16 protein-coding genes are annotated in these 16373 nt (G+C 67.1%); 9 read left to right on the top strand and 7 right to left on the bottom strand.

The features are described from left to right. The first annotated feature begins 124 nt into the window (after positions 1–124). The 4 genes from metZ (at position 125) to KTC28_RS16685 (ending at position 4252) form a co-directional block, all read left to right on the top strand. Entirely contained in the window at positions 125–1330 is a 1206-nt protein-coding gene (gene metZ, locus KTC28_RS16700) for an O-succinylhomoserine sulfhydrylase (protein ID WP_216709957.1), read from the top strand. Further along, on the top strand, positions 1327–1731 hold the full coding sequence (apaG, locus tag KTC28_RS16695) for a Co2+/Mg2+ efflux facilitator ApaG/CorD (RefSeq protein WP_216709956.1): 405 nt from the start codon (positions 1327–1329) through the stop codon (positions 1729–1731). Before metZ ends, apaG begins: the two co-directional genes overlap by 4 nt. A 16-nt stretch (positions 1732–1747) precedes the next feature. Beyond that, the gene (locus KTC28_RS16690; RefSeq protein ID WP_216709955.1) at positions 1748–2536 is read left to right on the top strand and encodes a LysR family transcriptional regulator; all 789 of its coding nucleotides are present in this window, start codon (positions 1748–1750) and stop codon (positions 2534–2536) included. Between the two features lie 69 nt (positions 2537–2605). Next, positions 2606–4252, top strand: a complete 1647-nt coding sequence (locus tag KTC28_RS16685) for an inorganic phosphate transporter (RefSeq protein WP_216709954.1) — start codon at positions 2606–2608, stop codon at positions 4250–4252. A gap of 49 nt (positions 4253–4301) precedes the next feature. Here the strand turns inward: KTC28_RS16685 and KTC28_RS16680 are convergent, their stop codons facing one another. Together KTC28_RS16680 and KTC28_RS16675 are read right to left on the bottom strand one after the other, a co-directional pair. Beyond that, positions 4302–4892, bottom strand: a complete 591-nt coding sequence (locus KTC28_RS16680) for a hypothetical protein (protein WP_216709953.1) — start codon at positions 4890–4892, stop codon at positions 4302–4304. Positions 4893–5014: 122 nt separating this feature from the next. Next, the gene (locus KTC28_RS16675) at positions 5015–5290 is read right to left on the bottom strand and encodes a hypothetical protein (protein WP_216709952.1); all 276 of its coding nucleotides are present in this window, start codon (positions 5288–5290) and stop codon (positions 5015–5017) included. An 88-nt stretch (positions 5291–5378) separates the two neighbouring features. Here KTC28_RS16675 and KTC28_RS16670 point away from each other — a divergent pair, with 88 nt between their 5' ends. Then, positions 5379–5774, top strand: a complete 396-nt coding sequence (locus tag KTC28_RS16670; protein ID WP_216709951.1) for a DoxX family protein — start codon at positions 5379–5381, stop codon at positions 5772–5774. A gap of 43 nt (positions 5775–5817) precedes the next feature. Here the strand turns inward: KTC28_RS16670 and KTC28_RS16665 are convergent, their stop codons facing one another. Both KTC28_RS16665 and parE read right to left on the bottom strand, forming a co-directional pair. After that, the gene (locus tag KTC28_RS16665) at positions 5818–6654 is read right to left on the bottom strand and encodes an EamA family transporter (protein WP_216709950.1); all 837 of its coding nucleotides are present in this window, start codon (positions 6652–6654) and stop codon (positions 5818–5820) included. 743 nt (positions 6655–7397) lie between these two features. Continuing rightward, positions 7398–9374, bottom strand: a complete 1977-nt coding sequence (gene parE / locus KTC28_RS16660) for a DNA topoisomerase IV subunit B (protein WP_216709949.1) — start codon at positions 9372–9374, stop codon at positions 7398–7400. Between the two features lie 271 nt (positions 9375–9645). On the opposite strand from parE, the gene KTC28_RS16655 reads away from it, so the two are divergent. Both KTC28_RS16655 and KTC28_RS16650 read left to right on the top strand, forming a co-directional pair. Then, entirely contained in the window at positions 9646–10842 is a 1197-nt protein-coding gene (locus KTC28_RS16655; protein WP_216709948.1) for an outer membrane beta-barrel protein, read from the top strand. 105 nt (positions 10843–10947) lie between these two features. Continuing rightward, entirely contained in the window at positions 10948–11658 is a 711-nt protein-coding gene (locus KTC28_RS16650) for a TorF family putative porin (RefSeq protein WP_216709947.1), read from the top strand. On the opposite strand, the gene KTC28_RS16645 is transcribed toward KTC28_RS16650, so the two are convergent. From KTC28_RS16645 to KTC28_RS16635, 3 genes are read right to left on the bottom strand one after another with little or no spacing between them, the layout of a single operon-like run. Then, positions 11642–12139, bottom strand: coding sequence for an RNA pyrophosphohydrolase (locus KTC28_RS16645; RefSeq protein ID WP_216709946.1), 498 nt, complete (start codon positions 12137–12139; stop codon positions 11642–11644). The genes KTC28_RS16650 and KTC28_RS16645 overlap by 17 nt on opposite strands. Next, entirely contained in the window at positions 12136–12783 is a 648-nt protein-coding gene (locus KTC28_RS16640) for a hypothetical protein (RefSeq protein ID WP_216709945.1), read from the bottom strand. Before KTC28_RS16640 ends, KTC28_RS16645 begins: the two co-directional genes overlap by 4 nt. Beyond that, complete coding sequence (locus KTC28_RS16635; protein WP_255602108.1) at positions 12780–13787, bottom strand: alpha/beta hydrolase; 1008 nt, start codon at positions 13785–13787, stop codon at positions 12780–12782. The genes KTC28_RS16640 and KTC28_RS16635 overlap by 4 nt, the downstream gene beginning before the upstream one ends. Positions 13788–14375: 588 nt before the next feature. Here KTC28_RS16635 and KTC28_RS16630 point away from each other — a divergent pair. Both KTC28_RS16630 and KTC28_RS16625 read left to right on the top strand, forming a co-directional pair. Then, entirely contained in the window at positions 14376–15392 is a 1017-nt protein-coding gene (locus KTC28_RS16630; protein WP_216709943.1) for a lysozyme inhibitor LprI family protein, read from the top strand. 18 nt (positions 15393–15410) lie between these two features. After that, positions 15411–16370 carry a histone deacetylase family protein gene (locus KTC28_RS16625; RefSeq protein WP_216709942.1) on the top strand — a complete coding sequence of 320 codons (960 nt, stop codon included), beginning with the start codon at positions 15411–15413 and terminating at the stop codon, positions 16368–16370. The last annotated feature ends 3 nt before the right edge of the window (positions 16371–16373 follow it).

Here is a 16373-nt window from a genome sequence, read left to right as displayed (position 1 = left end):
CGCAACCGCTAAAGCAACGAACCGCCGATCGGGGTCCGAGCCAGCCGCGTTTTCGAGGCTCACCGCCCGATCACGGGGGACGGCGCGTTGACGCGGCCAAGCCCCGCCCGCTAAGCCCACCCCCATGAAGCGCTTCACCGGACAGGATCGGGCGGTCACCGCCACTTGGCACCCCGCGACGCAGGCGGTCCGTGGCGGCACCGCGCGCTCCGAATACGGCGAGACGTCGGAGGCGATCTTCCTGACGTCGGGCTATGCCTATGACAGCGCGGGGCAGGCGGCGGCGCGCTTCCGCGGCGAAGAGCCCGGCATGACCTATTCGCGGTTGCAGAACCCGACCAACGCGATGTTGGAGGAACGCCTGTGCCTGCTCGAAGGCGCGGAGGCGTGCCGCGTCACCGCGAGCGGCATGGCGGCGATGTCGACCGCGCTGCTCAGCCATCTGTCGGCGGGCGATCACGTGGTGGCGGGCCGCGCGTTGTTCGGCTCGTGCCGCGTGCTCGTCGATACGATCCTGCCGCGCTTCGGCATCGAGACGACGATCGTCGACGGGCGCGACAACGATGCGTGGGCGAAGGCGCGGAAGCCGAACACAAAGGCGTTCTTCCTCGAGACCCCGGCGAACCCGACGCTCGACATCGTGGATATCGCGGCGGTCGCCGACATCGGCCACGACGCTGGCGCGCTGGTCGTAGTCGACAACGCCTTCGCCTCGCCGGTCTTGCAAAAGCCATTTCTGATGGGGGCCGACGTCGTCGCGCACTCGGCGACGAAGCATATGGACGGGCAGGGGCGGGTGCTCGCGGGCGCGGTGCTCGGCTCGGCGCAGTGGATCAACGACGTCTATCTCGCGATGGCGCGGCACACCGGCCCGGTGCTCAGCGCATTCAATGCCTGGGTCGTGTTGAAGTCCTTGGAGACGATCGACCTGCGCGTCCGCCGCGCGGTCGAGAACGCCACCGCCGTCGCCACCGCGCTCGAACATCGCGTACCGAAATTGCTCTATCCCGGACTCGCCAGCCACCCGCAGCACGATCTCGCAATGCGCCAGATGTCGGGCGGCGGGACGATCATCGCGCTGTTCGTCGCCGACCGGGTGCAGGCGCACGCCTTGCTCGACGCGCTCGAACTGATCGACATTTCGAACAACCTCGGTGACTCGCGGACGTTGATGACCCATCCGGCGTCGACCACCCACGCCAGCGTCGCCGCACCGATCCGCGAGGAGATGGGGATCACCGAGGGCATGCTGCGGCTGTCGGTCGGACTCGAGGACCCGCGTGATATCATCGCCGATCTCGACCAGGCGTTGACGCGGGCCGGGCTGTGAAGGCGTTCTTCCCCTACGCCGCGACGACAGCGGGCGTGACGGTCCGCGTCGCCCCGCGCTACCTCGACGAACAGTCCGACCCGGAAGCGAGCGAATATGCGTGGAGCTACCACGTTCGCATCGAGAACGAGACCGAGGAGGACGTCCAGCTCCTCGCCCGCCACTGGATCATCACCGACGGTCGCGGGCGGGTCGAGGAAGTCCGCGGCGAGGGCGTCGTCGGCGACCAGCCGATCATCGCACCGGGCGGATCGTACGACTATGTCAGCGGTTGCCCGCTGCCGACGCCGCACGGCACGATGGTCGGGACCTATGCGATGGCGACCCGCGAGACGCTGTTCGAGGTCGCGATTCCGCTGTTCTCGCTCGACCAGCCCGATCCCGACCGGGTGTTGAATTGATCACGGTCCCGGCCCGGTGAAGCGGACCCATCTTCCGCTCAACGCCCTCCGAGTGTTCGACGCCGCCGCGCGGCATTTGTCGTTCACCAAGGCGGCCGACGAGCTGGCGGTAACCCCGGCGGCAGTCGGGCAGCAGGTTCGCGCACTCGAGGATGTGCTCGGCACCGTCCTGTTCAAGCGGATGACGCGCAATCTCGAACTGACTCCCGAGGCCGAGCGGGCGCTGCCCGCGCTGCGCGCGGGGTTCCTCGAATTCGAGGAGTCGGTCCGCATCCTTCAGGACGCGCAGGGGTCGAAGGTGCTGACGCTCGCCGCGCCGCGCGACTTCACCGCGCGCTGGCTGACCCCGCGCCTCGCCGCTTTTGCGCGCGACCACGACGTCCGCTTCGTCGTCACAGCCGCCGACGACGGGGTCGACTTCACCCAGGCGAACCTCGACCTCGCGGTCACTTTCGGCCCGGTCCCCGACGTCGAGGGCCTCCACGGCAAGCAGCTCGGCGACGCGGCGATGGTCGTCGTTGGCGTGCCCGGGGCCGACCCCGAGCGGCGGATCGATCATCCGGGCGCGGGATGGCCGACGGGCGGCAGCTTCGCGCTGACCGTCGCCGATGCCGGGCTGGCGATCGACGCGGCGGTGGCGGGGTTCGGCGTCGCGCGCGTCCCGGTCCTGCTTGCTGCCGCGAACACCAGTGTCGTCGCGCTCGGCGATCCCGAGCCCGCGCTCGCTGGCTACTGGCTCGTCGCCCCGACCCCGCAGTGGCGGCAGGCGAAGGTCCGCGCGATCGTCGAGGCGCTGACGCGCTAAATGATTAACGCCGTCATCTCACTGTAATCTTTGCCAGCCACAGTGCCGCGACTCGAGGGAGCTCCGGCGATGGCAACGACGGCAACGGCAACGACGCACGATGAGCCCCACGCGGCGCGGGTGGCGATGGACCACAAGGTTCACCCCGCCGGGGTAATCGGCTTCCTCCTCGTCCTCGTCGCCGGCCTCGCCTTCGCCGGCTACAGCATCTTCAGCGACACGCAGCAGGTCGGCGAGACGCTCGCGCTCGGCGCGTTCGCCTTCCTTGGACTGGCGCTGGTGATCGCGCTCGGCTTCGAATTCGTCAACGGTTTCCACGACACCGCCAACGCGGTCGCGACGGTGATCTACACCCACTCGTTGAAGCCGGTCTTCGCGGTCATCTGGTCGGGCTGCTGGAACTTCGTCGGCGTGATGACCTCGACCGGCGCGGTCGCCTATACCGTTATCACCCTGCTCCCGGTCGACCTGATCCTCAACGTCGGCAGCGCGGGCGGATATGCGATGATCTTCGCGCTGTTGCTCGCGGCGGTAACGTGGAACCTCGGGACGTGGTGGTTCGGCCTGCCGAACTCGTCGAGCCACGCGCTGATCGGCTCGATCCTCGGCGTCGGCCTCGCCAACCAGTTGCTCGCCGGACCGGGCGGGACCTCGGGCGTCGAATGGAGCCAGGCGACCAACGTCCTGCTCGCGCTTCTCGTCAGCCCGGTGATCGGCTTCGTCGGATCGTACCTGCTGCTCAAGCTGATGAAGAAGGTCGTCCCCGACCCCCAGCTCTACGCCGAGCCCAAAGGTGACGCGCCGCCGCCGAAAGGCATTCGCGCGCTGCTGATCTTCACCTGCACCGCTGTGTCGTTCGCCCACGGCGGCAACGACGGGCAGAAGGGCATGGGGCTGATCATGCTCATCCTGATCGGCGTCGCCCCGACCGCGTACGCGCTCAACCGGACGATGCCCGACGCCTCGACCCCGCAGTTCGTCCAGGCCGCCGCCGCCGCGCAGACCGTGTTCCACACCAAGTCCGGCGGCATCACGATCGCTCCCGACCAGGCGAACGAAACCCTGCGCGATGCTCTGCGGACCAAGAAGACCGACGACCCCAAGGTCTTCGCCGCGCTCGACGCGACCTCGTCGCAGATCACCGCCGAGCTCAAGAACTACGGCTCGATCAAGCACGTCCCGGCAGCCGCGACGAAGAACCTGCGCAACGAGATGTACGTCGTCTACGACACGCTGCGGCTGATGACCAAGGACGAGGACAAGGCGAAGCAGGCCTTCCCGAATGGCGGCGACAAGACGCTCAAGGATTACCAGAAGCTGCTCGAGACCGGCACGCGCTTCATCCCGCCGTGGGTCAAGATCACCGTCGCGCTCGCGCTCGGCCTCGGCACGATGATCGGCTGGAAGCGGATCGTCGTCACCGTCGGCGAGAAAATCGGCAAGACGCACCTGACCTACGGCATGGGCGCGGCGGCCGAGCTGATGGCGGCATCGACGATCCTGCTCGCTCAATTCAAGGGCATGCCGGTGTCGACCACCCACATCCTGTCGAGCGGCGTCGCGGGGACAATGGTCGCCGACGGTGCCGGGCTGCAGGCGTCGACCGTCCGCAACATCGCACTCGCGTGGGTCACGACGCTCCCCGCCGCAATGGCGATCGCCGGGGTGTTGTACTGGGTCTTCCTCGGCATCGTTCACACGATGGGGATGAAATAGCGCGAGCTCGATTGAAGCAGCCGGTCCGCGGGGTTTCCCGTGGCGGTCCTCAATCGAGCCGAGTGATCTCGCAGCCGGTGAAGAACAGGAAGGTCGGGTTGTGCGCGGGGTTCGGCCCAAACAACCGCCCGATAAGCAAGGTCTGCTGCTTCGTCGCGGGCGGGATCGAGATCAGCACGTGACCGCCGGTCATCGCGGTCGTGCTCTTCTTCGTGTCGTAGTCGTTATCGTAGACAAAGTCGGTCACCAGATAGCCGACTTGCGCCTCGCTGCCCTTCAGCTTGCAATCGAAAACATAGGCTTTGGCGTGCGGAGCGAGGAGGATCGACAACGTCGATCGCGGGCTGCGGTCATCATACTCGTCGAGCATCCACCCGGTCGCGGCGGGCTTGGTGTAATCGTATGTCACGACCTCGGCCCCGTTGACGTTCAGCGCGGCAATATTCGCGACGACCGGATGCTGCGGGCCGAGAGCGAACGGAATAGCTGGAATCCCGCGATATTGAGGCACCAGCCGCCGGATCGCCGCCGCGCGCGCGTCGGGAGTAAGCGGCGTCGGCGCGCTATACGCCTTGAACTGGTCGGCGAAGGGCGCCGGCGCAGCTGTCGCGCCCGTCGTCTGGAGCACAGCGAGCGTCATTATTAGTCGTCGCAGCATACCAACTCCCCCTATCACCTCACGCGCAACTTGACCTCGGCAAGCCCGACGACATGACGGTCGCCCGCAGCGCCGCCGGTGCATGCAAGGCTTCGTGCCGAAGATCATCCGAGCATCACCCGCCACGTCGCGAACACCGCCGGAAGCACCAGGATGATCGACACCGGCACACGAACGAAGCTCGACCGCACGGTCCAGTAAAGCGCGGCGAGCGCGACCACGACGATCAGCGCGATAACACCGATGCCGCTCTGCAGACCCTTGCCGGCGGCGTCCTGACCACGGTCGCTGGCGAAGATCAATGCGAAGCAGAAAGCCGCGTCGATAAGCGACACCGCCCAGAATCCCCACTCTGCGCCGACCGGACGCCCCACCGACATTGACCGATCCCGATCGTTACGGCTCCGACCCTATCCCGGTCCGTTGTCGTACGCTAGTGTCGATCAACGGCAACGAGGGACATCGGCAATGGCAGCACGAGGAACGAACGCGTACGCACCGATGATGCTCGCGGCACTGCGGATCATGACGGCGTTGCTCTACATCGAACACGGCGCGATCAAGCTGTTCGGCTTCCCCCCTGGTGCCGCCCCCGGCAAGGTTCCGCTGATGGGACTGTTCGGCGTCGCCGGGGTGCTCGAATTCATCGGCGGCGGCCTGATCCTGCTCGGCCTGTTGACCCGCCCGGTGGCGTTCCTCCTCGCCGGGCAGATGGCGGTCGCCTATTTCATGGCGCACGCCCCGTCGAGCCCATTCCCGGCGATCAACCACGGCGAGCCCGCAATCCTGTTCTGCTTCATCTTCCTGTATCTGGCGGTCGCCGGGCCGGGGGCGTTGAGCGTCGACGGCGGGCGTCGGCGGTAGGGCGGGAAGGCGGTTCCCAACCTGCCGTCGCGATCTGCCTCGGTCATGCAAGGCGGAGCAGAATTGCCCCGGTGGCAATGATGCCGACCCCGACGATCCGCGCGCGACCAACCCGCTCATGAAGCAATAGTGCGGATATCGCGGTGCCGAACAGGATCGAGGTCTCCCTGAGCGCCGCGACCACGGCAATGGGCGCGACCGACATCGCCCATAAGGCAAGACCGTATGAGCCGACCGTGCCGGCTCCCCCGATCAGTCCGAGGTGCCAGTTGCGCCGGACATAGCTCCCGAAGGACCGGCGTGACCGCGCCAGCGCCCAAGCCGACAAAGCGGTGCCGCTCAACAGGAATATCCAGAGTGTATAGGCTGCCGGTGCGTGTGACCGGCGGACACCGGCGCCATCGATCAGCGTATATCCGGCGATGACGACGGCGTTGCCGAGGGCGGGGACGATGCCCGCCCTGTTCGCGCCGCGCGGGATCGCGCCCGCCATGCTCAAGATGCCCGCGCAGATGACGCCCAGACCAAGCCACGCGGAGGCCGACAGCGGCTCGCTGAGCCAGATCACACTCGCCAGGGCAACCAGCAGCGGAGCCGTCCCGCGCATCAGCGGATAGGTCAAGCTCATGTCCGCGAGATGATAGGCGCGCGCCACGAGCACGAAATAAACGATCTGGAACACCGCGGAGGCCGCGATGAACGGCCAGCTCTCGCGCGCTGGAGCCGTGAGGAACGGCAGGCAGACGGTTGCCAGCAACGCCGCGGCTCCGGTCACGAGCACCGTTGTCAGAAGTGTGTCGCTGCCACCCTTCACGATCGCGTTCCACGTCGCATGGAGTGCTGCCGCGAAGATGACGATTGCGAAGACCGATATGTCCATCGGGCAAATGCTAGACGGGCACCGCACGAATGTCTGCCGCTGCGACGGCAATTCTGGTTCGCGCTAGGACGGTAACCGGGCGCAAACAGCCTTCACCGTAATGGGGCTTGGCAAAGTTCGCGCGTCTCCCTGCAGGTGTTCGCGCTGTCCTACACCCACGCGACTGGCGTATGTCTCCTGGTCGAGTCGTGCGTCGTGTTCTTTCTCATTGTTGGTCGCGATCTTCTTTCGTCCCTCCATTTCAGAGGGGTTGGGGGCGGGGCAGTCGCCGTGCGCTATCCGCCCGAGACAGCCCCAACCCCGGGCCGCGCCAAGCGGCGCATCTCTCGCTCATCCCCTGAGTCGAAGGCCGCCCGAAGGGCAACGGGAGGGGAGGCAGCGAACTGCCTCGCTCGTGTGGACTTAGTGGACTTCCGCCGTGCAGCGCCGCGCTCCACCCCAAACCGTCATTCCCCCTGACGATTTCGGGGCGAAAACCCGGTCGTTGTGTGGACTTATGTAACCTTTCGCACCCCGACCTGCCCCTCATACAGCGACTCGCTGCCGTGTGAACGTCCCCGCAAACAGCGACTCGCTGGCCCGTGGACTTCCGCTGGGCAGCACCGCGCTCCACCCCAAACCGTCATCCCCGCCTGCGCGGGGATAACGAGAGAAGTTGGGACCAACGTTTCCAGGGCGAAAACCCGGTCGTTGTGTGGACTTGTGTAACCTTCCGCCGCGAGCTGGGTGCAGACTTGCAAGGGTCAGGCGTCGATTGCCTCGGCCTCGACCTGTCGCGCGCTCGCCTGAATGAAGGCGAAGCGGTGTTCGGGGTGGCGGCCCATCAGCCGCTCGACGAGGTCCTTGACGTCGGCGCGGGCGTCATAGTCGGCGGGCATCGTCACCCGCAGCAGGGTGCGCTTGGACGGGTCCATCGTCGTTTCCTTGAGCTGCGCCGACGCCATCTCGCCGAGCCCCTTGAAGCGACCGATTTCGAGGTTCGTTTTGCCCTTGAACACCGTCCGCATGAGTTCCTCGCGGTGGGCGTCGTCGCGGGCATAGGCGACGGTTCCGCCATGCGCGAGCCGGTAGAGCGGCGGCTGGGCGAGGTACAGATGCCCGTCGCGAACTAGCCCGGGCATTTCCTGGAAAAAGAAGGTCATCAGCAGCGTCGCGATATGCGCCCCGTCGACGTCGGCGTCGGTCATGATGACGACCTTCTCATACCGCAGCGCCGCCGGGTCGTAGCGGTCGCGGGTGCCGCAGCCGAGCGCCTGGATCAGGTCGCCGACCTCGGTATTGGCGAGAATCTTCGCGGTGTTGGCGCTGGCGACGTTCAGGATCTTGCCGCGGATCGGCAGCACCGCCTGGGTCGTCCGGTCGCGCGCCTGCTTCGCCGACCCGCCCGCCGAGTCGCCCTCGACGATGAACACCTCGGTGCCGACGGGGTCGCTGCGGGTGCAGTCGGTCAGCTTGCCGGGGAGGCGGACGTTGCGCTTGTTGGTCGCGGTCTTGCGCTGGTTGGCAAGGTCGGCGCGGCGGCGCAGGCGGTCGTCCATCCGTTCGAGCAGGACGCCGAGGAGCGTCCGGGCGCGGGCCTCGTTGCCGGTCAGCCAGTGGTCGAAATGGTCGCGGACGGCGGTCTCGACGAGCCGCGCCGCCTCGGGGCTGGTCAGCCGGTCCTTGGTCTGGCTCTGGAACTGGGGGTCGCGGATGAACAGCGACAGCATCAGCTCGGCGCCGGTCATCACATCCTCGGGGGCGAGGTCGGTCGCCTTCTTCTGCCCGATCAGCCCGGCGAAGCCCTTTATTCCCTTCGCAAGTGCAGCACGAAGCCCGGCTTCATGGGTACCGCCGTCGGGGGTCGGCACGGTGTTGCAGTAATAACTCGTCGCGCCGTCGCCCCACATCGGCCACGCCACCGCCCATTCGACCGAGCCGCGGTCCTCGGGCAGGTCGGCCCGGCCGGAGAACAGTTCGCCGACGACGAGCTCGCGGTCGCCAAGCTGCTCGGTAAGGTGATCGGCGAGGCCGCCGGGGAACTGGAAGGTCGCCGCCGCCGGGGTCGCGTCGGTGATCAGGTCGGGGTCGCACTTCCAGCGGATCTCGACGCCGCGGAACAGATACGCCTTCGACCGGGCGAGCTTGTACAGGCGGGCGGGCTTGAAGTGGGCGTCGTCGCCGAAGATCTGGGTGTCGGGGGTGAAGGCGACTGTCGTCCCGCGCCGCCCGGTAACCGCGCCGACGCTGTCGAGGCCCGACGTCGGCAGGCCGCGCGAGAAGGTCTGCCGGAACAGTGCCTTGTTGCGCGCGACCTCGACGGTCAGGTCGGACGACAGCGCGTTGACCACCGAAATGCCGACGCCGTGGAGCCCGCCGCTGGTGGCATAGGCCTTGCCGGAGAACTTCCCGCCCGAATGGAGCATCGTCATGATGACCTCGAGCGCCGACTTTCCGGGGTATTTCGGATGCTCGTCGACCGGGATGCCGCGGCCGTTATCGGTGATCGTCAGCCGGTCGCCGGCGTCGAGCGTGACCTCGATTCGGGTCGCGTGACCGGCAACCGCCTCGTCCATCGCATTGTCGAGGACCTCCGACGCGAGGTGGTGGAGCGCGCGCTCGTCGACCCCGCCGATGTACATCCCGGGGCGGCGGCGAACCGGTTCGAGGCCCTCGAGGACCTCGATGTGGCTGGCGTCATAGTCGGTCGAGGCCGCAGTTGCGGCGAACAGGTCGCTCATGGGGTAGCTATAGAACGGACGCGGAACGTAGCCAAGCATGGCCGGAACGTGAAAATAGTTCTTGCAAATGCCTTTGCTGCAGTGCACAACAAACTTGCCGAAAGGCGATCCTCCCCAAGGATTTTACTAGGCCGGTGGTTCGCCACCGGCCTTTTTTTTATGCCGCCCTTATGCGGGCCGCCAAGCTCTCCCTGTCTGGCACGGTTGTTGCAGCGCACAAGCCGTTAACCTCGGCGCTCAGCCGGAGCCAACGCAGAGCAGGGAGAGAATGATGAACAAGCAGATTTTGGCCGGGACAATGCTGGCCCTCGCGGTCGTCGCGCAGCCCGCCATCGCGCAGGACGCACCCGCCGCCGCCACGCCGCCCGCCGCCGCCCCCGCGGCGCCGGTCCTGTCGCCGGCCATCACCGGGCCGCTCGCCGGGAATAGCGCGCCGACCAACTTCGACCTCGGCGACTTCGGCAAGGTCTATGTCACCGGCGTCGCCTCGGGCATCGCGCGCTTCCAGGATCACGCCGTCACCGGCGCGGGCGACCACGGCTCGTACGGCGACCTCAGCAATGCCCAGATCTTTATCCAGAAGATCGACGGGGTCTTTCAGTTCTTTGTCCAGGCCGGTGTCTATTCGCTGCCCTCGCTCGGCACCCCCTACACCCGCGCCACCCGGGTTACCGACTCGACCTTCGGGCCGCTGCCGCAGGCGTTCATCAAGATCGCCCCGACCGCCAATTTCTCGATCCAGGCGGGTAAGATGCCGACCCTGATAGGCGCCGAATACACATTTACCTTCGAAAACATGAACATCGACCGTGGCCTGCTGTGGAACCTCGAGCCCGCCGTCAGCAAGGGCGTCCAGGCGAACTACACCGCGGGGCCGCTCGCGTTCTCGGTCTCGCTCAACGACGGCTTCTACTCGTCGAAGTACAGCACGATCTCGGGCTCGGTTGCCTACACGATCGACCCGAAGAACGTCCTCGCTTTCGCCGCGAGCGGGAACACCAAGACGACGACCAAGTCGACCTTCTCGACCCCGGGCATCCTCAACAACAGCTCGGTGTATAACCTGATCCTGACGCATACCGACGGGCCGTGGATCATCCAGCCGTACGTCCAGTACACCCATGTCGACAATCTGGTCCCGCAGTTCGGGACGACGTCCGCCTCGACGATCGGCGGCGCGATCCTCGCCAAGTACAGCTTCACCCCCGAGTTCAGCCTGCCGGTTCGCGGTGAGTATGTCAGCTCGTCGGGCACCCGCGGCGGCACCGCGGCGAGCTTCCTGTACGGCACCGGGAGCGACGCCTACTCGATCACCGTCAGCCCGACGTACCAGTACAAGATCTTCTTCGTCCGGGCCGAAGGGTCGTACGTCAAGGCGATCCATGCCACCGAGGGGGCGGCGTTCGGCAAGTTCGGGAACGACACCTCGCAGCTCCGCGGGGTCCTCGAGCTCGGCGTCCTCTTCTAGAGCCTGAGACTGCGCCGCTGCTTGCTTTTTGAGCCAGCGCGGCGCATTTGCCTGTTAATTATGCATGCTATCGCGGTTCGAAGTCTTCGTCGTGCTCAACCGCTGTTGCGTCCCGGCAACACTACTCGAGCCATATGCGCGATCCTTGTCGCGGCAGGGGCAGCCAGCCGGGCACAGGCGGTCGAGTTCGACGCCTCCGCTGCTCTTCTCACCGACTATCGCTCGCGGGGAGTATCGCTGAGCGACCGGCAGCCGGTGGCCGATGCGAGCGTCCAGGCCAGCTTGGCCGGGTGGTTCGCCGGGGCGGAGGGGGTGTCGACCGCCCGCCCGCGCGACCTGCGGCAGGACCGGGGGACCGACGCCGAGATCGATCTGTCGGCGGGATACAGCCGACAGGTCGGGCTGCTCACCCCATCGGCCGGGGTCATCGCCTACATCTATCCCCGTCACGGCCCGACTGAGGCCGAGGTGTTTGGTTCGGTCGCCGGGTCGCTTGGTCCGGCGACGGTGACGCTCGGGGCGAACTATGCCCCCGATCAGGCGGGGGTGTCGGGGGGCAACTTATATACCTATGCCAAAGCGGCGGTCGGTATCCCGTTGACGCCGGTCACGGTCAAGGCGTCGGTCGGGCGCGAGAAGGGGGCGTTTGATCTTGGACGAACCAAGATCGACTATAGCGCGGGGGTCGACTACCGCGTTAGTATCGTCACCATCGGGGTCAAATACGTCGGCAACGATGTACCAAGAAACGTCGCCCCGTTCATTCGCCACGCCACCGCCGGCACCGTCGTCGGCAGCGTCACGCTGGCGTTCTAGACCCGATCAGCCCGGCAAATTCAGCAAGGACCGCCTCGTACAGGTCGCGCTTGAACGGCACGATCAGCGATGACAGTTCGGGCAGCGTCGACCAGCGCCAGCTGCGGAATTCGGGATGCTCGGTCGCGATATTGACGTCGGCATCGGTGCCGGTGAAGCGCATCGCGAACCACTTTTGCCGCTGGCCGCAATAACGCCCCTTCCAGATCGTGCCGATCAGGTCGTCGGGCAGATCGTAATACAGCCAGTCGCGTGATTCGCCGAGAACCTCGGCCTTGGTGATCCCGGTCTCCTCGGCGAGCTCGCGGAACGCGGTTGTAATCGGCTCCTCGCCCGGATCGATCCCGCCTTGCGGCATCTGCCACGCCTCGAGCTTCGAATCGAGCCGCTGGCCGGTGAACACCTTGCCCTCGGCGTTGAGCAGCATGATCCCGACCCCGGCGCGGTATGGCAGCCCCGATGGGTGAACCCGGTCGCTCATTTCGCTGCTCCAGTCGCGGGGCTTAAGGGGATTACCGCCGGGGCGAGCGCGTCGAGGCGTGCCACGGCCTGTTCGGGTGAGAACGGGGGCTTGCCGTGATTGCGTTCGGCATATTGGACGGTCCAGCTGTCGGCGGTGTCGCGATAGACGCCGATAACGCCGTGCTCGGCTCCCGCCTGGTCGGGCGCGCCGCAGCCGATCACGACCATCCGGCCGGTGACCCCGGCGAACGACTTCGTCGGCCCGAGGTCGCGAAAGATCTTCGCGGGACACGCCGGCGGCTCGAACTTCGCCGCAAGCTGGGCGTCGGTCACATGCGCCGCACCGCCGCCGCGCGTGCCGGTGACGGTAATCATCCGGGTCCAGTTGTCGACCGTCTCGCCGTCGGGGACATATTCGGCGATGAAAAATCCGCGCTGCTCCTGACGGTCCGCCAGCACGAACGGTCGCGGCAGTTTGAGCCGGACGACGCGGCCATAGACGCGCTGGACGGTTTCGACGGTGTCGGCCTTCTGCGTCCGCCACAACTGCCGCATTACCGCGTCGCCGCCGGGCGCCCCCTCGGCGGCGACGGTGGTGGATACCGCGAGCGACAGCGGGGCGGATGCCGCGATGATCAGCGCGGTGGTCAAAACCCGGTTCATTCGGCGGCCACCGTCGTCTGCGGCGCCGCGGCGGCGGCCATCGCAGCTTGCGTAGCGTGCGCCTCGTCGACCATCGCCCGCAGGGCCGCGAGGCAGGCGTGGAGGTCGTCCTGCGTGCTCGGGATCGCCAGCCGCAATGTCATACAGCCGTGGATTTGTCCCGCCGCTTCGCGGAAGACGACCGGCACCCCCGCCGAAACCAGCTTGGCGGCGTACGCCCGGCCCTGGTCGCGGAGCGGATCGAGGCCGCAGGTGAAGACCATTGCCGGCGGCAAGCCGGCGAGCGAATCGGCATGAATCGGCGAGGCATAAGCGTGATGAAGGTCGGGCTCCGACCCCATATAATGCTCGGTGAACCAGCGCATGCCGCCGTTGGTCAGCAGATAGCCCTCGGCAAATTCCTGCATCGAGCCGCTGTTCGCGGTCATGTCGACACCGGGGTAGATCAGCCATTGCGCGACGATCGGCACCGGCAATTTGCCGCCCAGCTGCTGCGCGACCACCGCGGCGAGGTTGCCGCCTGCGCTATCGCCCGCCGGGATCAGCCCGGTGACCGTGTGGCCGACCGGCTTCGGCGTTTCGGCAAGCCAGCGCATCGCGGCGAGGCAATCCTCGGTCGCGGCGGGAAAACGGTGCTCGGGTGCAAGGCGGTAATCGACGCTGACGACGGTCATCCCGGCAACGCGGGCGATCTCGGCGCAGAGCGAATCGTGGGTTTCGAGGTCGCCGATCACCCAGCCGCCGCCGTGGAAATAAACGAGGACGGGTCCCGGGCCGGGGTCGGCGGCTGCGCTGTACACGCGCGCCGGGATCGCGTGGCCCTGCGGCGAGGGGATGGTGACATCGGCGACATGGGCGAGGTCGCCGCGTGGCAGCTCGGCGACCTGCGCCAGCATCCGCATCATCTCGCGCGCCGGCCCGGGCTCGCCGTCTTCCATCTTCGGGCCGGGGGCGCTGCTGAGCATCGCCAGCAAATTGGCAACGTCGGGTCTGACGAACGGCACGGCTCTTCTCCCAAGGTTTTGCGGCAACATAGACGTGGCGGGCCGCGGTCGCCAAGGGGCGAACCTGATCGGTGGCGCACCGCGGAAGTCCACGAAGTCCACACGAAGCGCGGGTATTTTGCGGTCATCTTGGCGCGAGGTACCACCGGTGCGGTCCGGCCTCCGCACTGCCGGAAGTCCACGAAGTCCACACGAAACGGGTGTTTTTGCGGTCGAACATTTCGCGATGCCGGCCTGCTCGAAAAAGCGGCGCGTCGGCGGAAGTCCACGATGTCCGGACGAGACGGAGGTGTTTTTGAACGACCCGTCGGTGAGCTCGAAGAAGCGGCGCGACGGCGGAAGTCCACGAAGTCCACACGAAGCGGGACTAGTTTGCAGCAGCCTTTCAACCCGGCCTAGTCCTGCGCGACCGAGCGGGTCGCGATTGGCGCGGTGAAGGTCGTCCATCATCATCCAGCGAGGCTAAGCCATTCAACTGCCTGTAGGACAGGCTTTTCGTACGTGACCCTGTCACCACGGCCCGCAACTCTTTGACTGCAACCAACGTTACTAATTCGATAATATTGCGCGGGTGCGGAGGGTCGGTCGATGGGGACAGAGGATTGGCGTCGCCGCCGCGCCGAAGAGCTTTTCGGGGCCGATCGCGGTCCGGGTCAGCAGACTGATCGTCGGGCTACCGGCAATGACCGTCGTGTCGCGGGCAACGACGATGTCCTGCCGATGGCATCGTCTGCGGGCCAGACTGCGTCGTCGTCGCCGACCGCGATCGAGCGACCGGCCGCGCCCGCATATCGCGCTCGCCCGGCCGCGAACGCCGCGGCGGCGGTGGCACCCTCGGTCGCATCGCGTCCGGGGTCAACGCCGGTTGTCGCACCGGCATCGTCCCGGCGTTTCCCGATTTTATGGACACTGTTCGCGGCCGTCGCTTTAGTCGCGGCGGGCGCGGTCGGTTGGCTGGTGCGAGGCAATATCGGTACGCCGGTCGCCTCGCCTCCTGCACCGGTCGAGGCGCGAGCTGCGCCGGTAGCGTCGCCCGCGCTACCGCTGGCGCACACGCCTTCGCTGCCGACGACCATATTGCCGAAGCCAGCAACGAACGCGCCGCCCATAACTGAAGCGTCCACAAGCGCCGAGCCGCCAGCCGCGCCAGCGCCATCGTCGACGCCGCCTGTTACCGAGCAGCCGCTCCCTGTTCTGAAACGCACCCCGAGCCCGCAGACCGGCGAACGCGCACGGTCCCGCGAACGGAGGCTCGAGGAGCGCACAGTGGAAGCGCGGCGCGCGGTCGTGCCGGTCGCGACGCCCGGTCGCGCCACGCGGACCAGCCGTCAGCAGGGCGCGGCGCAGGCACCCGGCTTCAATTGCCGCCGCGCGCGCAACGACATCACCGCGGCGATCTGTTCCGACGCCGGGCTGGCGGCGCTCGACAGACAGCTGACGTCGCGATTTGCCGCGCTTGACCGCAGCGTCGATCCGGCCACGGTGCAGCGGATCCACCACGGCGAGACGACTTTCCTGAATGCCCGGCAGACGTGTCCCGACCGCGATTGTATCGCCGACGCCTATCGCCTGCGTCTGCGCGAGCTTGACGAGGTCGGCCGCTAGCGGGCAACGCGCGGGGCGATGACCGTCGCGCTCGTCCATCATCCCGACTATGTCGCGCCGCTGCCGCCGGGGCACAGCTTTCCGATGGATAAGTACGGCTTGCTGATGGTCGCGCTCGAGCGACTCGCTGCGGATTTCGAGGCGCACACCCCCGATCCGGCGCCGCGCGCGTGGATCGAGGCGGTGCACGAGCCCGCCTATGTCGCGGCGGTGTTCGACGGCACGCTGACCCGGGAACAAGAGCGGCGGATCGGCTTTCCGGTGACCGCGGCGATGGTCCGGCGATCACGACTTGTTATCGGCGGGACGTATCTCGCGGCGCGGATCGCGCTCGAAACGGGCTTTGCCGCCAACACCGCCGGGGGGAGTCATCATGCGCTGCCCGATGGCGGGGCCGGGTACTGCATCTTCAACGACCTCGCCATCGCCGGCGCGCAGTTGCTGGCGGAGGGCCGGGTGGCGACGCTCGCGGTGGTCGACCTCGACGTTCATCAGGGCGACGGGACCGCCGCGATCTTCTCCGGGCGGAACGACGCGGTGACGTTCTCGATGCACGCGGCGAAGAACTTCCCGGTGCGCAAACAGGTGTCGACGCGCGATGTCGCGCTGCCCGACAAGATGGGGGATGACGACTATCTCGCGGTCCTTGCCGACGCGCTGCCCGCATTCCTCGACACATATCGTCCCGGGCTGGTGCTGTATCAGGCCGGGGTCGATCCGCACGCCGACGACCGGCTCGGGCGGCTGGCGCTGAGCGACGACGGGCTCGCCGCGCGTGACCGCTTTGTCGTCGAGACGTGCGCCGCGCGCGGCATTCCGGTCGCGTCGACGCTCGGCGGCGGCTACGGCGCCGACCGCGAGGCGGTGGCGATGCGGCATGCGCGGTCGATAGTCGCGATGGCCGACGCGCTGGGCCACGTTACAGAAAAACTACTTGGACCCGCCGCGCCGCGGGGAGTAGACCGCCTCGCATCATGACAT

Origin of the sequence: Polymorphobacter megasporae (assembly GCF_018982885.2) — a bacterium.
GTDB classification, from domain to species: domain Bacteria; phylum Pseudomonadota; class Alphaproteobacteria; order Sphingomonadales; family Sphingomonadaceae; genus Polymorphobacter_B; species Polymorphobacter_B megasporae.
Note: the sequence above shows the minus strand (reverse complement) of the source record. Positions and strands in the feature narration are given on the sequence as shown.

Bases quoted from the DNA above. Each gene is read 5' to 3' on its own strand.
- metZ (WP_216709957.1), top strand. From the start codon at position 125: ATGAAGCGCTTCACCGGACAGGATCGGGCGGTCACCGCCACTTGGCAC.
- KTC28_RS16685 (WP_216709954.1), top strand. From the start codon at position 2,606: ATGGCAACGACGGCAACGGCAACGACGCACGATGAGCCCCACGCGGCG.
- KTC28_RS16680 (WP_216709953.1), bottom strand. From the start codon at position 4,892: ATGACGCTCGCTGTGCTCCAGACGACGGGCGCGACAGCTGCGCCGGCG.
- KTC28_RS16675 (WP_216709952.1), bottom strand. From the start codon at position 5,290: ATGTCGGTGGGGCGTCCGGTCGGCGCAGAGTGGGGATTCTGGGCGGTG.
- KTC28_RS16670 (WP_216709951.1), top strand. From the start codon at position 5,379: ATGGCAGCACGAGGAACGAACGCGTACGCACCGATGATGCTCGCGGCA.
- KTC28_RS16665 (WP_216709950.1), bottom strand. From the start codon at position 6,654: ATGGACATATCGGTCTTCGCAATCGTCATCTTCGCGGCAGCACTCCAT.
- parE (WP_216709949.1), bottom strand. From the start codon at position 9,374: ATGAGCGACCTGTTCGCCGCAACTGCGGCCTCGACCGACTATGACGCC.
- KTC28_RS16655 (WP_216709948.1), top strand. From the start codon at position 9,646: ATGAACAAGCAGATTTTGGCCGGGACAATGCTGGCCCTCGCGGTCGTC.
- KTC28_RS16645 (WP_216709946.1), bottom strand. From the start codon at position 12,139: ATGAGCGACCGGGTTCACCCATCGGGGCTGCCATACCGCGCCGGGGTC.
- KTC28_RS16640 (WP_216709945.1), bottom strand. From the start codon at position 12,783: ATGAACCGGGTTTTGACCACCGCGCTGATCATCGCGGCATCCGCCCCG.
- KTC28_RS16630 (WP_216709943.1), top strand. From the start codon at position 14,376: ATGGGGACAGAGGATTGGCGTCGCCGCCGCGCCGAAGAGCTTTTCGGG.
- KTC28_RS16625 (WP_216709942.1), top strand. From the start codon at position 15,411: ATGACCGTCGCGCTCGTCCATCATCCCGACTATGTCGCGCCGCTGCCG.